Here is a 16292-nt window from a genome sequence, read left to right on the forward strand (position 1 = left end):
TTACGACGAGGGGGAGACGGCGTCGGGAACACGTCGCCAGAAGCGGAATCCCACGATGTCGCCCTCGAGCTCGTAGGACGATGCCACGAAGGGCGCAAGCCCGGAGAAATGGGCCGCACCGGGCGGGCACTCGGTCGAGATCCCGCACGATGTCGGGGACTCGACGATGAGAGCCGGAGGAAAAGCGGTGACGTCGGCGAGATACTTGCGCGCGAGCCCCCCGTATCCCTGCTCCACCGGAAGGGAATAGGTGATCGGCGTCGCAGACAGCCGGTGGGAGGCTGCGAGGATCCACGTCTCCGCACCGTGGACGAGCACGCGGTCGTCGGGGCTCGTCTCGGCGAGCACTCGGTCGACCAGCTGCGCCTGATACGAACCCGGCACGAACACCCCCGTGCCGGTGACCGTCCGCAGGCCCTGCGCAGCCGTCGACGCCGACGGGGACACCACCAGCACGACCAGCACCGCCGCCGCGACGGACATGCCCGTGCGAGCCACTCTGCCGCTGACGCGAGAGGACCGGGGCCACCCCGACAGCAGCCGGGGGCCGACCGCGACGATCACGACGGCGAAAGCGGCGATGGCGACGACGAGGTAGTGCGGATACGGGCGGCCGGAAACCATCTGAGAGAGGGCATCCGCCGCGCCGACGACGGTGAACAGCACCACGACCACCACGACGCGGGAGGACACGGCGCCCGTCCCTCGGCGAACGACGAGCCACGCTGCCGTCGACGCGAGAGCGGCGGCGACCACCGCGCCGGACACCAGGAGCTGCGCCAGCGTGGCGAAGGCGGCCACACGGTCACCCGTGCTCGCACCTCCCGAGTAGAAGAGGTTGTACGTGACGTACTGGTCGATGCCCGCGCGCAGAGCGTCGCCGGACCAGAGCCACAGGCCCAGACCGAGTCCGACCACGCCGACGACGGTGAAGACGACGGCGCCGAACAGTGCGCGACGCCGCAGATACACCAGGCCCCCCGCCACGACGAGCATCACTCCGACGACGTTGTTCACCCTCGTGAACAGGCCCACCGCCAACGCGGCTCCGAGCGCGAGTGCCAACGACGCGACCGCACGGGTCGAGGCCTCCCGTCCCGAGCGCATCGCGACATGGCCGGCGAGGGAGTACGCGACCAGCTGCACGGGGAACAACCAGGTCTCCGTGAAGTTACCTCCCTCGAAGACGGCGAGATACGTCACCCCGGTCAGGAGCATCACCGGTGCAGCCCCGCGTCCGATCCAACGCGTCCAGATGAGGCCGGCGACCGCGAGGCCGAGAAAGAGCGAGAGTCCTTCCAGCAAAGGTGCCCCGGCGATACCGCCACCCATACGCCATGCGACCGTCTCGATCGCCGCCAGAAGCGGGCCCTTGTGGTCCCACGAGTCCACATACGGCATCCCCCCTCGTGACACCACCATGCCGGTGTAGAGGAAGACCCCGGAATCGCGAGAGATGTGGCCGCTGACGACCTGGGGAATGGTCGCGACGAGCGCGACGAGCAGTGCCGCGCCCGTCGAGAGCGCCGCGGCGCGGGGGCGGAGCAGGTTCATGCCGACGAATCCCGCACGCCGATGACGTTGCGCTCCCTCCAGCGCTGCAGGACCCGACGGTCGCGCAGGTGGACGGCGGCGACGGTGAGACCGGCGAGGGCGATGCCCGTCCAGCCGCCGACCGTGTTCGCGATGACGTCGTTGACGGTGGCGAAGCGGGCCGGGAGGACGAAGAACTGCACGGCCTCCAACGTGCCTGACAGCAGGGGGACGAGGGGGATGGCCATCCACAGGAAACGCGTCGGGAAGACCAGCGAGAGGAAATACCCCACCGGCACGAACATCGCGATGTTCGCCGAGAACTCGATCCACCGGTACCCGAACCACTCGGGTACGCCACTGCGGTGCAGAACGGAGAGGACGCGCTGGATCGCGCTTTCGTACGGCTGATCGATCGGTGTGGGCGAGAGCGTGGCCATCAGAACGACGACCAGACACAGCGCCAGTCCTGTCCCCGCGATGAGCAGACGCACGATCAGCCGCGCATCGCCGCGTCGTGGTGAGCGGGATGCGACGTCCCTCGACCCGCCCCGACGATGTCGACGCGCCAGAACTCCGTCGCCGCGCGCGTCACGAAGGCCACCAACCGCCTCGGGGGAAGCAGGGCACGGGAGCGGCGGGCGCCCCACATCGTCCCCTGCGTCACGCTCCCCCGGCGCGGGATACTGGGCACGGCCACGTACCGCACGCGCAGACGTCGACGGGCCTCGGCGATGGAGAAGTGCACGTGCGGCACGAGAGCCTCCGCGGGCACGGCCTCGAGGAGAGTGCGGAGGACGTCCGGGCGGTACGCCCGCAGCGGGGTGTTGACGTCGGGGACGGAACGACCGCAGACCAGGAGGACGGCGAATCGGACCAGCGTGCTCAGGGTGCGGCGGAACCAGGGGTCCGTGCGCCCGTGCCGGACACCGTGGACGACGTCGGCACCGGTCTCGTCGACCGCCACGGCGACGCGAGCGATGTCGTCGCCGTGGAACTGACCGTCGCCGTCGACATGCACGACGACACTCGCGCCGCTGCGCAGTCCGTTGGCGTAGGCGGCGAGAGCGGTGGGACCGTGCCCGCGATTGCGCGGTATCCGCACGACATCCGCAAGAGGCGTCGCCGCCGAGGCGGTCTCATCGGTGGAGGCGTCGTCCACGACGATCATCGAGACGGTCGCTCCCATCGCGTCCAACGACGCGCGGATCTCGGACAGGAAGGATGGGAGAGCCTCCGCCTCGTTGAAGGCCGGTATCACAACCGCGATATGGTCTGGTGCCTGCACGCTGGTTTCCCCGCATCTCCCCGAGCATTTTTCACCCGGCCTATCCCCCGAACCTGTAGCGTATGACACTCGTGGGGCGCAGCCGGAATCTTCGTCGTGCGGGCGCCCTGTCCGTACGGTTCCTCGTCGTCGGCGCCGTCAGCACGGCGATCGAGATCACGGCCTTCAACCTGCTGCTCCTCACGGGCCTCGGTCCCGTGGCGGCGAAGGTCTTCGCCTCGTTGATCGCCCTCGTCAACGCGTACTTCGGCAACCGCGAGTGGGCCTTCCGCTCACGAGCTCGAACCGGAGCCGGCCGTCAGATGCTGCGCTTCCTCGTCGTCAACGCGCTGTGCACGGTCATCGGCGCGAGCGCCGTCTGGCTCGGTGCCCGCGCGCTCGAGGCGACGTTCGGCGTGGCAGGACCGGTCGGACTGAACATCGTGAACGTCGTCTCCATCGCCGCGGTGACCGTCATCAGATTCCTGCTCTACCACTACGTCGTCTTCCCGCCCACGCGCGCGATCCCCGAGCTCGAGAACCCCTCGGGTAGGCTCGGCCCGTGAAAAACGCCCCTCGAGTCCTCGGCACGCTGTCTCTTCTCGCGGCTCTCGGCTCGATCGGCTTTCAGCTGCTCGTGGTCGCACGCCTGTGGGCTGCCTTCGTCGAGACACTGTCGCTCACCAGCACTCTCGCTCTGAGCGCCGCAGGGGCGCTGCTCGGTCTGGTGCTCGCCGTCGTCGCGGTCATCCTCCGCCGCGGATCGGTCGGACTGCTGGCGCCTCTCGCCGGCCTCGCGAATCTCGGGCTGCTCGCGGCCTACGCCTACGTTTTCACGATCCTCTGACCGCGCGGGTCCGCATCCGACGCCCCGCGCGCCCTCCGACAGGGCACGTGCCGGTCAGCCGCAGGCGACCTCGCTGACACTGGTGCGCACGGGGTTGACCATCGGCGTGTGAACCAGGGACACCTCGGCGCTGTCGTCCGGGGAGCCCTCGAACGTCACCGTCATGGTGTGCGCGTCCTGGGGCCCGTTGACGGCCCACAGGCGACCGACCGGACGCCCGAGATGCTCACCGTTGGTGACCGACACGTCGACGCCGTCGAAGGTCGCACCGACGAATGTGGCGCCGCTGGGTCCGTAGAACTGCAGATCCGTGCCGAGCACGCCCTTCGGATAGTTCAGAGCCGGGTTGATGTAGCTGACCAGACTGTCGGAGGTCGCCTTGTCGATCGCGTTCACGAAGGTGACCGTCATCGTGTACCGCGGCACGGAGGAACACCGATCGACGACCACGTCGGCCGACATCCACGTGTAGTAACTCAGTTTCGCCTCGGTGAGGTCGTTGACGAAGACACTTAGTGTGGTGCGGTCCGCGTCGTCGGACGCCGGGAGGGGCCCGAGCAGTCGCGAACCGGCGAGCGCGCTCTCGACACCCTCGTCGAAGGACGAGAAGTACACGCGGTTCTCGTCCACGGCCTGCACGATGGCCGCGGCGAACGGCACCGGCTCGAAGTCGCCGGACGAGACGGCGTCGAAGACCTCGACGGCAGCCGCCGCGAAGAAGGCGTCCTGGGCGGCGTTCTTCGGATACTTCGCGTACACATCGCTCAGCAGGACTTTCACGGCGTCCGACGAGGTGAGCTCGTCACCGGTGGCGAGTGTGATGGGCCCCGTTGCGCGCAGGATGTACGAGAGCACGACGGGGTCGATCGAGATGACACCGTCGACGGGCGTTGCGAATGTCTCCGTCCAGTAGGCCTTGGCCAGCTCCGCCGAGAGAGTGAAGTCGGGCGTCGACGTCACGTCCTGGGACCAGCGACCGATCTTGTCGTCGTACAGCTTCACGACCTCGGGATCCAGCGGGACGATCGGCGTCGCGCGGTTGTTGGTGAAATCACCGCTTGCGGCCTGCTGGGCGATCTCCATCTTGCCGCCCGCGAAGCGCAGCATGACCACCGATGCGGGGATACCGCCCAGCCCGCGGGCCTCGGCGTTGTTCTGCACGAGGAGCAGGTAGTTCTTCGGAGCGTCCTGCCCCATCATCGACGGGAGGTAAGGCACGAGGGCATCGGCGCGAGAGAGCGCCGGCTGCAGCGCCGTGACGGCTCCGGCCAGCTGCGACAACGGCGCCTGCAGCACACCGGGGGTTCGTTGGACATCGACGTCGGCGAGAGCATCGGCCGCCTTCTCGCCCGCTGCGGCAGCGGTGGAGACGGGTCCTGCCAACGTCGACAACGCATCGAGGTCGAAGACCCCGCCCGCAGGTCGCAGAAGCGCAGGGTCGACATCGGAGAGCGCGGGCAGTACGCCCTGAGCCAACTCGTCCACCGCCACGGTCGACGCGCGGACGGCATGCAGGGTAGGACCGATGAACGGCGCCTGCTCTGCGATCCACCACATCGGGGTGTCGGCGGCTCCGCGCGCGGCCGACGCGTGCTTCTGCAGCTTCTCGACCGACGCGGCGAGCGCCTGCCGGTCATCGGAGCCGAAATCGCCCTGCAATTGCGAGACGACCGGGACCGCGGCTCGCAATTCCTTCTGAGCGATGAATGCACCGATCGCCACTGAGGCAGCGAGGGCGATCACCATCGCGACCACCGCGCCGAGCGCGATCCACGCAATTTTCGTGGGGTTCATCTGGCGGAGGAATATACGCGACATGTCATTCCGATCACGCCGAGAATCAGGCCTCCGGCGTCGTCCGCGACGGGGATCGTCGCGCGAATGGGTATGCTACCGGAATCGGATGCAAAGGCAGCTGGTCGCGTGCTGTGCGACGTCGCCGGGGGTGCATTCGAAAGTGCCACAGAAAGACAGGAGACGCGTGGGACATCGCCGCACGCCTTCCGTCGCGATCATCGGTACGCGGGGATACCCGAGTTACTACGGGGGCTTCGAGACGGCTGTGCGCCGTCTCGCTCCGTATCTGGTCGAGCACGGTTGGGATGTGTCGGTGTACGGGCGTCCCGGTGCCGTCGAGTCTGACGATCCCGAACGCGATTCGCGCGTTCTCTCCCGCCTGACCAGAGGCATCGACTCCCGCGCCCTGAGCACGTTGTCGTACGGCTTCACGTCCACGTTCGACGCGGCGCGACGCCGCCCCGACGTGGCGCTCATCATGAACGTCGCGAACGGTTTCTGGCTCCCGATGCTGCGAGCTCGTGGCATCCCGACCGTCGTGAACGTCGACGGCCTCGAGTGGGAACGCGAGAAGTGGAGCGCGCTGGGCAAGGCGGTGTTCCGCGCGGGCGCCCAGGTCACCGCGAAATGGTCGACCGAGCGGGTCGTCGACGCGCGGACGATCGGCGACGCCTGGCAGAGCCGCTTCGGCGTCGGTGGCGAGTTCATCCCGTACGGCGCCGACGTGCCCCCGCCGCTCCCGGTCGAGCCCGGGTTCGCGCATCGGGGGTACTCGCTCATCGTCGCGCGCTTCGTGCCGGAGAACACCGTCGGAGCCTTCTTCGACGCTGCCGAACGACTGGCCACGACTCACGACGTCATCGCGGTCGGTTCGGCCGGCTACGGCGGCGATCTCGACGAGCGCGCCGCGGCCCTCGACGCGCGCGTGCCCCGCTTCCACTGGCTCGGTCACGTGCACGATGACAACCGCTTGAACAGTCTGTGGCAGCACGCCGGTGCGTACTTTCACGGGCACAGTGTCGGAGGCACGAACCCCGCCCTGGTGCAGGCCATGGCCGCGGGAGCTCCCATCGTCGCGCGCGACACCGTTCACACCCGTGAGGTTCTCGGGGCGGACGCGGGCATCTTTACCGGTCCTGCCCCCGCAGACATCGAGTCGGCACTGCGGGGTCTGCTGGCCGACCCGGGGCGTCAGCAGCAGCTGAGCGAAGCGGCGGTACGGCGTGCACGGGACGCCTACTCGTGGGAGAGCGTCAATGCCGCGTACGAGCGGCTGTTGCGGGCCCAGTTGCCGTCCGTCGACGGCGCGGGTACCGCGGAGGCACCGCGGGAACGGGAACGCTGACCTCATGGGCATCGCCGGGAAGATCATCCACGACCAGCGCGAGCGTCTGCGCGAGGCCGGCAGCGACCGGTGGCGCATCGTGAGCGCGCAACTGGCGGCGAAGGTCGGCCCGATGGCTGTGCGGGGTGCCCTTCTCTCGCCCCGGTTGGGCTCCGTGCACGGCCTCCCCCTCATCGGGCGCGGTGTTCGGGTGCGAAATGCGCACCTCGTGCACGCCGGATCCGATCTGATCGTCGAGGACTTCGCGGAGATTCAAGGCCTCAGCCGCGACGGCATCCGTTTCGGCGACAAGGTGTCGATCGGCGCGGGCACCCTCATTCGCCCGAGCAGCTACTACTCGCGCGCCATCGGGGTGGGCCTGGTCATGGGCGACGGAAGCAGCCTGTCACCCGGGTGCTACATCGGGTGCTCCGGGGGCGTGACGATCGGCGAGAAGACGATGCTCGGCCCGGGCGTGCGGGTCTTCGCCGAAGATCACGTGATGACCGACCCCTCGGTCGACGTGAAGTCCCAGGGCGTCGAGTGGTCTCCGATCACGATCGGCTCCGGCTGCTGGATCGCGAGCGGAGTGACCATCACCTCCGGGGTGACGATCGGTGACGGTGTCGTCGTGGCCGCCGGCGCGGTGGTGACGCGCGACGTGCCCGCCGGTGCCGTCTACGGCGGCATCCCCGCCCGGGAGCTGAAGTCGCGGAGCACGTCGTGAGCCGCCGCCGGCGATGCATCGTCGTGCATCCCTCCGACGAGATGTACGGCGCGGATCGCGTACTGCTCGAGGTCCTGCGCACCTGCCCGTCCGATGTCGAGGTGGAAGTGTGGCTTCCGACCGACGTCGATTACCCCGAGCGCCAGCTCTCGCGGGCGCTTCAGGATGCCGGGATCCCGGTGCGCCGGCTCGCGTTGCCGATCATGCGCCGGGCGTACCTGCGCCCCGCCCGTCTGCCCGGTCTCGCCTGGCGCACGGTGATCACGAGTGCACGCCTGCTCGCGGCTCGACCGAGCCTGGTGTACCTGAACACCGCGGCCGCGGCTCTCGCGGCGCCGGGCGCCCGTCTCTCGGGCGCGCGCGTCGTGCTGCACCTTCATGAGCACATCGACGAACGTTCGCGCGCCGTGCTTCCCTTCCTGCGACTCGCCGACCGCATCATCGCGGTGAGTTCCGCCGTCGCCGACGTGCTCCCCGCGGCCCTGCGGGGCCGCACCCACGTGGTCAACAACGGTTTCGACTCCGCGCCGGCGACGCCCCTGCCCTCGTTCGAGGGCGGCATCCGCGTGGTCATCGCCAGCCGGTGGAACGCCTGGAAGGGCCACCGGGTGCTGCTGACGGCCTGGAACGCCACGGCGCGCACCGACCTGCGGCTCACGATCCTGGGAGACCGGCCGCCGAGCGGGGAGGCGGTGGACGTGCCCGCACTCGTCGCGGAATCTCCCCGAGCGGACACGATCACGGTGGTCGGTCCGACCTCCGACGTGCGGGCACATCTCGACGCGGCGCACGTCGTCGTCGTCCCCAGCATCCAGCCCGACCCCTTGCCCACGATCGCGATCGAGACGCTGGGCGCGGGCCGGGCCCTGCTGGCGAGCGACGGCGGAGGCCTCCGTGAGATCGCCGGCGACAGTCAGCTGCTCGTCGCCCCCGGCGATGTGCGGGCATGGACAGACGCCCTCGACGGGCTCGACGAGCACGCGCTCCGTCGGGCTGCGAGCACCGCGCGCGACAGATTCGACCGGCTCTTCTCGCGCGACACCTTCGACCGCCGCATCGGGGAAGAACTCTGGAATGGGGCATCCCGATCGTGACGTTCTCTCCCGCCAGGGCCTACGCCCGCCCGCCCCTCTCCGCCCGGACGCGTCTGCTGACGCTCGTGCTCATCGCCGCGGTCGTCGCGAGCTCGTTCCTCGGCCGCTACGACGCCGAGATCGCCGGCTTCCGTGTTCGCATCGAGCAGGTGGTCCCGCTGGCTCTCGCGGCCTGGATGCTGGTACACCCGGCGCTGCGGCGGGCATTCCTGCGCGCGCTGCGGCACCCCGTGCCGCTCGTGTACGCCGCCTTCGTCGTGTGGAACATCGTCGCGACGCTCGTCTTCTCGCCGAGCCTGACGTGGAGCGCGTCGATCGTCATCTGGCTGTTCATCGACCTGCTGCTGCTGGTGTCGATGATGGCGATCGCCGAGGGGGCGGATCTGGCTGAGCGGCTGGGACGGCTCTCGGTCATGCCCTGGGCGCTCGTGGGCTTCGCCGCGTACGTCGTGGCGAACCTGACCCGCGGTCAGGTGGCCCTCGGCACCGATTTCGACTACCTCTACGAGGTGTATGTCGCACGGGTGAGCGCCATCGAGGCGAACATCTACGCCTCGATCCTCGTCTTCTGGACGCTGCTGGCCATCACGCGCCGAGGGATCGGGCGCTGGGAGACCGCGGCCATCGCCGTGGCCGTCCCGCTGGGACTGGTCGCCTCGCAGACGCGGACCGCGGTGTTCAGTCTCGTGCTGGGCCTCGGCGTCTTCGGCATCTTCACGCTCTTGTCGCGCCGGTCCTCGTGGCGCGAGCGTCTTACCCGCGTCCTCCCCTCGGCGGTGCTCGTCGGCACCCTCGTGGTGACCTACGTGATCGTCGCCGCTCTCGGCGGCACGGCCCCGGCGGATCGCACGCTTCCCGCGACGGCGAGTCCTTCGGCATCCGTCTCGACGACGGCCGACCCCTCGCCGGCCCCCACCCGCGAGCCCGATCCGACCAATCCCGAGCAGCAGAACAAGATCGGCGATGTCGACTTCCAGGGCGGCACGATCGCGTTCCGTGTCGAGGTTGCGCGGCTTGCGGCCGAAGAGATGCACGGCGCCAATCTGTGGTTCGGCAACGGGCACGAACACGTTCGGACTCCGCCACGACCAACCGGGCACGCCGGGCATCAGCGGGCACATCATCATGCTGCCCGTGCAGGTGCTCTACGACGCGGGGATCGTGGGACTCGCTCTGCTGATCACCCTCTTCGTCGCCGTGTTCGTCGGCGTGCCCCGGCAGCGCAAGCCCGTCGCAGCGGGGCTCCTGGCCTCGTACCTGCTGTCGGCGACGCTGACGAGCATGTTCTGGTTCGCGATCACCTGGATCCTCATCGCGGTCCTGCTGCGCCCCCTCGCGGACGACGAGCGTGACCTCCCCCGCCCCTGAGCCGCCCCGGCCGCACCGGGCTCGCAGTGTCGCCCTCCTCACGGCCGTCTCGGCCCTGTCGGCGGTCTCCCCCCTCATCGCGCTTCCCCTGATCACGCGTGCCGCCGGCCCCGACGGCTTCGCCGAGATCGCCATCGGACAGGCTCTGGGCACCCTCGCCGCCACGGTCATCACCTTCGGCTGGGCCGTACGGGGTCCGGTCGAGGTCGCCCGTTCGGCGGACCCGGCTCGCGTGTTCCGCGCCAGCATCGCGGTTCGGGGCGCCAACAGCCTCGTCGCGCTCCCCCTGGTCGCCCTCGTGGCGGCTCTGGCGAGCCACGCCGATGACCACGCCCTCGCGATCGTATCGGCGCTGGCCTTCTCGTTGCAGGGTCTCTCCCTGAGCTGGTACGCCGTCGGCGTCGGCCGGCCGCTGCTGTCGCTGGTGTTCGATGCGGCGCCTCGCATCGTACTCAACCTCGCCGGAGCCGTCGCTGCCCTTCTGACCGGCATCCCTCTGCTCTACCCCGCTCTGCTGCTGGTCGGCACGCTGGCGGCGTTTCTCGTCGCGACCTGGCTCCTGGGGCTACGCGAGCGCTTCTCACCCCGCGCGGCGCTGCGCGATGCGCGTGCGGCGTACGCCGGCGGCTGGCGCACGGCACTGGCCGCCGCGCTGCTCACCTTCTCGGAGACGGCACCGCTGTCGACATTGGGCGTGGCGACCTCGCCCGCGGCCATCGGCTTCGCCCCGTTCGACCGGGTGTTGAAGTACGGGTACATCGGCGTCTACATGATCACGGGCTCGTTCCAGGGCTGGGTGTCGTCGGCCCCCGGCGACGCCGGCCTGCGGCGGATGCGGCGTGCCCTCGGCATCCACGCCCTGCTCGCGCTCGTGCTGGGCACCGGCTTCGCCCTCGTGGTGCCCTGGGCGACGCCCATCGTCTTGGGGCCCGGATTCGACATCGGCCCGCTCACCGCGCTTCTCGGAGCCGTGGCCCTCGCCGCCATGACGATGGCCACGGCCCTCGGGATGTGCGTCGTGCTGCCCTCCGGCCGCGATGGCGCCTACCTGGTGGCGGTGTGCGTCGGCGCCCTGCTCGTCGTGCCCGCCGTCCTCATCGGCGCCGCGGCGCTGGGCGTCGCGGGAGCGGCGGCCGGCGTGGCGGTGGTGCAGCTGGCGGTGCTCGGCGTCCTCGGGCTCACCGCGGTGCGCATCCTGCGCGGGCGCTGAACCGCCGCCTCGGCGACCGCCCTCGCGGTCGAGCCGACGAGGAGCTCGGCAGCGTCAGGCCAGCACGTACCCGGCCACCGAGAGGGCCACCCACACTGCGGTGAAGACGGTTCCCATCAGGACGGGTCCCCAGAAGCGGCCAGACAGCCCCACGAAGACGGATGCCGCGATCCCCAGCCCCACCAGGAGGGCCACCGGCATGCCCGAGACCGTTCCCGCGAACACGATCGGGATGACGGCGAAGGCCACCGCGGCGACCGCGGCGGCCACGACGCGGGCGTTGTTCGCAGACAGAAGCGTGCGGGCGTACGAGAGGGCGGCCGGGTAGACGAACCCGATCGCGAACACGGTGAGCAGGACCACGACGACGAACGGCGCGGCGACACCGAGCAGGAGCCACCGCGGGGACAGGGCGGCCAAGGCGGGCCAACCGACAGAGCCCGCCGCGACGCCGGCGACGAAGGGCAGCACCGCTCCCAGCACGAGGGCCCACAGCACGTCGAGACCGCGCAGGCGCAAGAAGCCGGCCGGGCGCGCGCGGGCGATGAGGCCGAGCCCCGTGCCGCCCACGACAATGGATGCCAGCACGCTGCCGACACTGCGACCGGCGGCGCCGTCGAACGCAACGCCGGCGAGGAGTCCCACCACGACGGCCACGACGAGTGCGGCCGCGGCAGCGACGAGGGGCTTCCACGTGCCGATGAAGCCGCCGACGCGGGCCTGGGTCGCGCGAGTCGAGGTCCGCTCCTCGCGTGTCGACCGCGCGGAAGGGCTGGGCTCGGCCGGGTCGGAGCCGATGGCCAGGTCGTCGATCCGAACGGTCGAGGGGCGGGCGCTCTCGGTCCGCGCCTCGCGACGGGAGCGTCGGCTCGGCTCGACGGGGTTGTCACTCACCCGTTCAGCTTACGGGTTTCACCCGCGTAGCCCGCGTGCCGCGAGCTCCGGCTTGCCTCACAGCCCGCGCTGATCGCTGCGGCCCACCCGCTCTGCACCGGGCGGCAGGCTCACGGCGCATGCCCGGCGTCGAAGCATCCGCGGGAACGACAAAGGCCGGGCCCGAAGGCCCGGCCCGTGCCGAGTGGAGTCTGGAGAGACTTACTTGAGGATCTTGGTGACGGTACCGGCACCGACGGTGCGGCCACCCTCACGGATCGCGTAGCCGAGGCCCTCTTCCATGGCGATCGGCTGGATGAGCTCGACCGACATCTCGGTGGTGTCACCGGGCATGACCATCTCGGTGCCCTCGGGCAGCGTGATGACGCCGGTCACGTCCGTGGTACGGAAGTAGAACTGCGGGCGGTAGTTGGTGAAGAACGGGTTGTGGCGGCCGCCCTCTTCCTTGGACAGGATGTACGCCGTGCCCTCGAAGTTGGTGTGGGGGGTGACCGAACCGGGCTTCACGACGACCTGACCGCGCTCGACGTCGTCACGCTTGGTGCCGCGCAGGAGCAGACCACAGTTCTCGCCGGCCCAGGCCTCGTCGAGCTGCTTGTGGAACATCTCGATACCCGTGACCGTGGTCTTCTGCGTCGGGCGGATGCCGACGATCTCGACCTCGGAGTTGATCGCGAGGGTACCGCGCTCGGCGCGGCCCGTGACGACCGTGCCACGACCGGTGATCGTGAAGACGTCCTCGATGGGCATGAGGAAGGGCTTGTCCTTGTCACGCACCGGGTCGGGGATCGACTCGTCGACGGCCTCCATGAGCTCGACGATCGAGTTGACCCACTGCTCGTCACCTTCGAGAGCCTTGAGGCCCGAGACGCGCACGACGGGGGCGTTGTCGCCGTCGAAGTCCTGCGACGAAAGGAGCTCGCGAACCTCGAGCTCGACGAGCTCCAGGATCTCCTCGTCGTCGACCATGTCGCTCTTGTTCAGCGCGACGAGCAGGTAGGGCACGCCGACCTGCTTGGCGAGCAGGACGTGCTCACGGGTCTGCGCCATCGGGCCGTCGGTGGCGGCGACCACGAGGATCGCGCCGTCCATCTGAGCGGCACCGGTGATCATGTTCTTGATGTAGTCGGCGTGACCGGGGGCGTCGACGTGAGCGTAGTGACGCTTGGGGGTCTCGTACTCGACGTGCGAGATGTTGATCGTGATACCGCGCTGACGCTCTTCCGGCGCGGAGTCGATCGACGCGAAGTCACGCTGAACGTTGGTGGCCGACGGGAACTTGTCGGCGAGCACCTTCGAGATGGCAGCGGTGAGCGTGGTCTTGCCGTGGTCGACGTGACCGATCGTTCCGATGTTCACGTGCGGCTTGGTCCGCTCGAACTTGGCCTTAGCCACTGGGTCCTCCTCAGGACGTTGGTTGCGAGATCTCGGGCGCTGGATTGCGACCGGTTCTTCGCGGGGATGGTTCTCAGGTTACTAGAGAGTCGGTATTCAGTTTGAGCGGATGCCGGGAACCTGAGCAGAACCCGGGGCTCCCGGCATCCGTGAGGGCGGTGTTACTCGCCCTTGTTCTTCTGGACGATCTCGTCGGCCACGGCCTTCGGGACATCGGCGTAGCTGTCGAACTCCATGGAGTAGACGGCACGGCCCGAGGTCTTCGAACGCAGGTCGCCGATGTAGCCGAACATCTCGGACAGCGGCACGTTGGCGCGGACGACCTTGACGCCGGCGGCGTCTTCCATCGACTGGATCTGGCCACGACGCGAGTTCAGGTCGCCGATGACATCACCCATGTACTCCTCGGGAGTACGCACCTCGACAGCCATGATCGGCTCGAGGATGGTCGGGTTCGCCTTGCGGACGGCCTCCTTGAAGCCCATGGAGCCGGCGATCTTGAACGCCATCTCCGAGGAGTCGACGTCGTGCGAAGCGCCGTCGAGCAGGATCGCCTTGACACCGACCATGGGGTAGCCGGCGAGCACGCCGACGTTCATGGCGTCCTGGAAGCCCTGGTCGGTCGGCGAGATGTACTCGCGCGGGATACGACCACCCGTGACCTTGTTCTCGAACTCGTAGGTCTTGTCGGCCGTGACCTCGAGGGGCTCGATCGCGAACTGGATCTTCGCGAACTGACCCGAACCACCGGTCTGCTTCTTGTGGGTGTAGTCGTGGCGCTCGACCGACTTGCGGATCGTCTCGCGGTAGGCCACCTGGGGCTTTCCGACGTTGGCCTCGACCTTGAACTCGCGCTTCATGCGGTCGACCAGGATGTCGAGGTGGAGCTCGCCCATACCCTTGATGACGGTCTGACCGGTCTCGGCGTTCTGCTCGACGCGGAACGTCGGGTCTTCTTCGGCGAGCTTCTGGATGGCGACACCCAGCTTCTCCTGGTCGGCCTTGGTCTTGGGCTCGATGGCGACCTCGATGACCGGCTCGGGGAAGGTCATCGACTCGAGCACGACCTGGTTGGCCGGGTCGCACAGGGTGTCACCGGTGGTGGTGTCCTTCAGGCCGATGACCGCGTAGATGTGACCGGCGGTGACCGAGTCGACGGGCATCTCCTTGTTGGCGTGCATCTGGAAGATCTTCCCGATGCGCTCCTTCTTGCCCTTGGTCGCGTTGACGACCTGGGCACCGGAGTCGAGGTGACCCGAGTACACGCGGATGTAGGTGAGGCGACCGAAGAACGGGTGCGTCACGATCTTGAACGCGAGGGCCGCGAAGGGCTCCTCACGATCGGCGTGGCGCTCGATGACGATCTCTTCGTCCTTGGGGTCGTGGGCCTCGATGGCGGGCACGTCCAGGGGCGAGGGAAGGTAGTCGACGACCGCGTCGAGCATGGGCTGCACGCCGCGGTTCTTGAACGCCGAACCGCAGAGCACGGGGTAGAGCTCGGAGGCGATCGTCATCTTGCGGATGGCGCCCTTGATCTCGGCGACCGTGAGCTCCTCACCGCCGAAGAACTTCTCGAGGAGAGCGTCGTCGGACTCGGCGACGGTCTCGAGCAGCTGCTGACGGTACTCGGCGGCCTTGTCGGCGAGGTCGGCCGGGATCTCCTGGATCTCGTACTTCGCACCCATGGTCACGTCACCCTTGGCGTCACCGGGCCAGACCAGCGCGCGCATCTCGACGAGGTCGATGACGCCCACGAAGTCGTTCTCGGAGCCGATGGGCAGCTGGATGACCAGCGGCTTGGCCTTCAGGCGGTTGACGATGGTGTCGACCGTGAAGTAGAAGTCGGCGCCCAGCTTGTCCATCTTGTTGACGAAGCAGATGCGGGGGACGTCGTACTTGTCGGCCTGACGCCACACGGTCTCGGACTGGGGCTCGACGCCCTCCTTGCCGTCGAAGACGGCGACGGCACCGTCGAGCACGCGGAGCGAGCGCTCGACCTCGACGGTGAAGTCGACGTGGCCGGGGGTGTCGATGATGTTGATCTGGTTCTTGTCCCAGAAGCAGGTCACAGCAGCGGAGGTGATGGTGATGCCACGCTCCTGCTCCTGCTCCATCCAGTCGGTGGTCGCCGCACCATCGTGCGTCTCACCGATCTTGTGGTTGACGCCCGTGTAGAACAGGATGCGCTCGGTCGTCGTGGTCTTGCCGGCATCGATGTGGGCCATGATGCCGATGTTGCGGACCTTGTGCAGGTCGGTGAGCACGTCTTGTGCCACGGGTGTCTTCCTTACCTGTTGGGAGGTTGATGCCGGGCCCATCGGAGGGTCCGCGACCGGGGTTCGGCCGCGGACCCTCCGCGGGTTTTACCAGCGGTAGTGCGCGAAGGCGCGGTTCGACTCGGCCATCTTGTGGGTGTCTTCGCGGCGCTTGACCGCGGCACCGAGGCCGTTCGAGGCGTCGAGGATCTCGTTCTGCAGACGCTCGGTCATCGTCTTCTCACGACGGCCCTTCGCGTAGCTCACGAGCCAGCGCAGCGCGAGCGTGTTCGCACGGTGCGGCTTGACCTCGACGGGAACCTGGTAGGTCGAGCCACCGACACGGCGGCTCTTGACCTCGAGGGTGGGACGGACGTTGTCGAGCGCCTTCTTGAGCGTTGCGACGGCGTCCTGGCTGTTCTTCGCCTCGACACCCTTGAGGGCGTCGTAGACGATCGACTCGGCGATGGACTTCTTGCCGTCGACGAGGATCTTGTTGACCAGCTGGGTGACGACGGGAGCGCCGTACACCGGGTCGTTGACGACGGGACGCTTCGGGGCGGGACCCTTACGAGGCATGG

General features: G+C 68.7%; 15 protein-coding genes. 7 read left to right on the forward strand and 8 right to left on the reverse strand.

What is annotated here, in order from left to right:
- Genes QE412_RS09530 through QE412_RS09540 form a run of 3 tightly spaced genes read right to left on the reverse strand, consistent with a single transcriptional unit; the run spans position 1 to position 2821 of the window.
- Positions 1-1554 carry a hypothetical protein gene (locus QE412_RS09530; protein WP_307482735.1) on the reverse strand — a complete coding sequence of 518 codons (1554 nt, stop codon included), beginning with the start codon at positions 1552-1554 and terminating at the stop codon, positions 1-3.
- On the reverse strand, positions 1551-2027 hold the full coding sequence (locus QE412_RS09535) for a VanZ family protein (protein ID WP_307482737.1): 477 nt from the start codon (positions 2025-2027) through the stop codon (positions 1551-1553). Before QE412_RS09535 ends, QE412_RS09530 begins: the two co-directional genes overlap by 4 nt.
- Before the next feature lie 2 nt (positions 2028-2029).
- Positions 2030-2821, reverse strand: coding sequence for a glycosyltransferase family 2 protein (locus tag QE412_RS09540; RefSeq protein ID WP_307482739.1), 792 nt, complete (start codon positions 2819-2821; stop codon positions 2030-2032).
- 62 nt (positions 2822-2883) lie between these two features.
- Here QE412_RS09540 and QE412_RS09545 point away from each other — a divergent pair, with 62 nt between their 5' ends.
- Together QE412_RS09545 and QE412_RS09550 are read left to right on the forward strand one after the other, a co-directional pair.
- Positions 2884-3366, forward strand: coding sequence for a GtrA family protein (locus QE412_RS09545; protein WP_307482741.1), 483 nt, complete (start codon positions 2884-2886; stop codon positions 3364-3366).
- Positions 3363-3647, forward strand: a complete 285-nt coding sequence (locus QE412_RS09550) for a hypothetical protein (RefSeq protein WP_307482744.1) — start codon at positions 3363-3365, stop codon at positions 3645-3647. The genes QE412_RS09545 and QE412_RS09550 overlap by 4 nt, the downstream gene beginning before the upstream one ends.
- A 54-nt stretch (positions 3648-3701) precedes the next feature.
- Here the strand turns inward: QE412_RS09550 and QE412_RS09555 are convergent, their stop codons facing one another.
- On the reverse strand, positions 3702-5441 hold the full coding sequence (locus tag QE412_RS09555) for a DUF4012 domain-containing protein (RefSeq protein WP_307482747.1): 1740 nt from the start codon (positions 5439-5441) through the stop codon (positions 3702-3704).
- Between the two features lie 187 nt (positions 5442-5628).
- Here QE412_RS09555 and QE412_RS09560 point away from each other — a divergent pair, with 187 nt between their 5' ends.
- Genes QE412_RS09560 through QE412_RS09580 form a run of 5 tightly spaced genes read left to right on the forward strand, consistent with a single transcriptional unit; the run spans position 5629 to position 11167 of the window.
- On the forward strand, positions 5629-6789 hold the full coding sequence (locus tag QE412_RS09560; protein WP_307482750.1) for a glycosyltransferase: 1161 nt from the start codon (positions 5629-5631) through the stop codon (positions 6787-6789).
- 4 nt (positions 6790-6793) lie between these two features.
- Positions 6794-7495, forward strand: coding sequence for an acyltransferase (locus QE412_RS09565; protein ID WP_307482754.1), 702 nt, complete (start codon positions 6794-6796; stop codon positions 7493-7495).
- Positions 7492-8589 (forward strand): glycosyltransferase family 4 protein, encoded by a 1098-nt coding sequence (locus QE412_RS09570; RefSeq protein ID WP_307482756.1) that lies wholly within the window; start codon positions 7492-7494, stop codon positions 8587-8589. Before QE412_RS09565 ends, QE412_RS09570 begins: the two co-directional genes overlap by 4 nt.
- Entirely contained in the window at positions 8586-9941 is a 1356-nt protein-coding gene (locus QE412_RS09575; protein ID WP_307482758.1) for a hypothetical protein, read from the forward strand. The genes QE412_RS09570 and QE412_RS09575 overlap by 4 nt, the downstream gene beginning before the upstream one ends.
- Positions 9938-11167: a hypothetical protein gene (locus QE412_RS09580; RefSeq protein ID WP_307482761.1), complete on the forward strand. Its 1230-nt coding sequence runs from the start codon at positions 9938-9940 to the stop codon at positions 11165-11167. Before QE412_RS09575 ends, QE412_RS09580 begins: the two co-directional genes overlap by 4 nt.
- Before the next feature lie 54 nt (positions 11168-11221).
- Here the strand turns inward: QE412_RS09580 and QE412_RS09585 are convergent, their stop codons facing one another.
- From QE412_RS09585 to rpsG, 4 genes are all read right to left on the reverse strand, one after another.
- The gene (locus tag QE412_RS09585; RefSeq protein WP_307482765.1) at positions 11222-12061 is read right to left on the reverse strand and encodes a hypothetical protein; all 840 of its coding nucleotides are present in this window, start codon (positions 12059-12061) and stop codon (positions 11222-11224) included.
- Positions 12062-12262: 201 nt separating this feature from the next.
- Positions 12263-13456: an elongation factor Tu gene (tuf, locus tag QE412_RS09590; RefSeq protein ID WP_058595425.1), complete on the reverse strand. Its 1194-nt coding sequence runs from the start codon at positions 13454-13456 to the stop codon at positions 12263-12265.
- 161 nt (positions 13457-13617) lie between these two features.
- Positions 13618-15732, reverse strand: coding sequence for an elongation factor G (gene fusA, locus QE412_RS09595; RefSeq protein ID WP_307482769.1), 2115 nt, complete (start codon positions 15730-15732; stop codon positions 13618-13620).
- Between the two features lie 87 nt (positions 15733-15819).
- Positions 15820-16290 carry a 30S ribosomal protein S7 gene (gene rpsG, locus QE412_RS09600; RefSeq protein WP_013584050.1) on the reverse strand — a complete coding sequence of 157 codons (471 nt, stop codon included), beginning with the start codon at positions 16288-16290 and terminating at the stop codon, positions 15820-15822.
- Positions 16291-16292: the final 2 nt, after the last annotated feature.

It is taken from the genome of Microbacterium trichothecenolyticum, from assembly GCF_030818955.1.
Lineage (GTDB): Bacteria > Actinomycetota > Actinomycetes > Actinomycetales > Microbacteriaceae > Microbacterium > Microbacterium trichothecenolyticum_B.

Coding starts and splice junctions, on each gene's coding strand:
- rpsG (WP_013584050.1), bottom strand. CDS start 16,290: ATGCCTCGTAAGGGTCCCGCCCCGAAGCGTCCCGTCGTCAACGACCCG.
- QE412_RS09555 (WP_307482747.1), bottom strand. CDS start 5,441: ATGAACCCCACGAAAATTGCGTGGATCGCGCTCGGCGCGGTGGTCGCG.
- QE412_RS09565 (WP_307482754.1), top strand. CDS start 6,794: ATGGGCATCGCCGGGAAGATCATCCACGACCAGCGCGAGCGTCTGCGC.
- QE412_RS09530 (WP_307482735.1), bottom strand. CDS start 1,554: ATGAACCTGCTCCGCCCCCGCGCCGCGGCGCTCTCGACGGGCGCGGCA.
- QE412_RS09545 (WP_307482741.1), top strand. CDS start 2,884: ATGACACTCGTGGGGCGCAGCCGGAATCTTCGTCGTGCGGGCGCCCTG.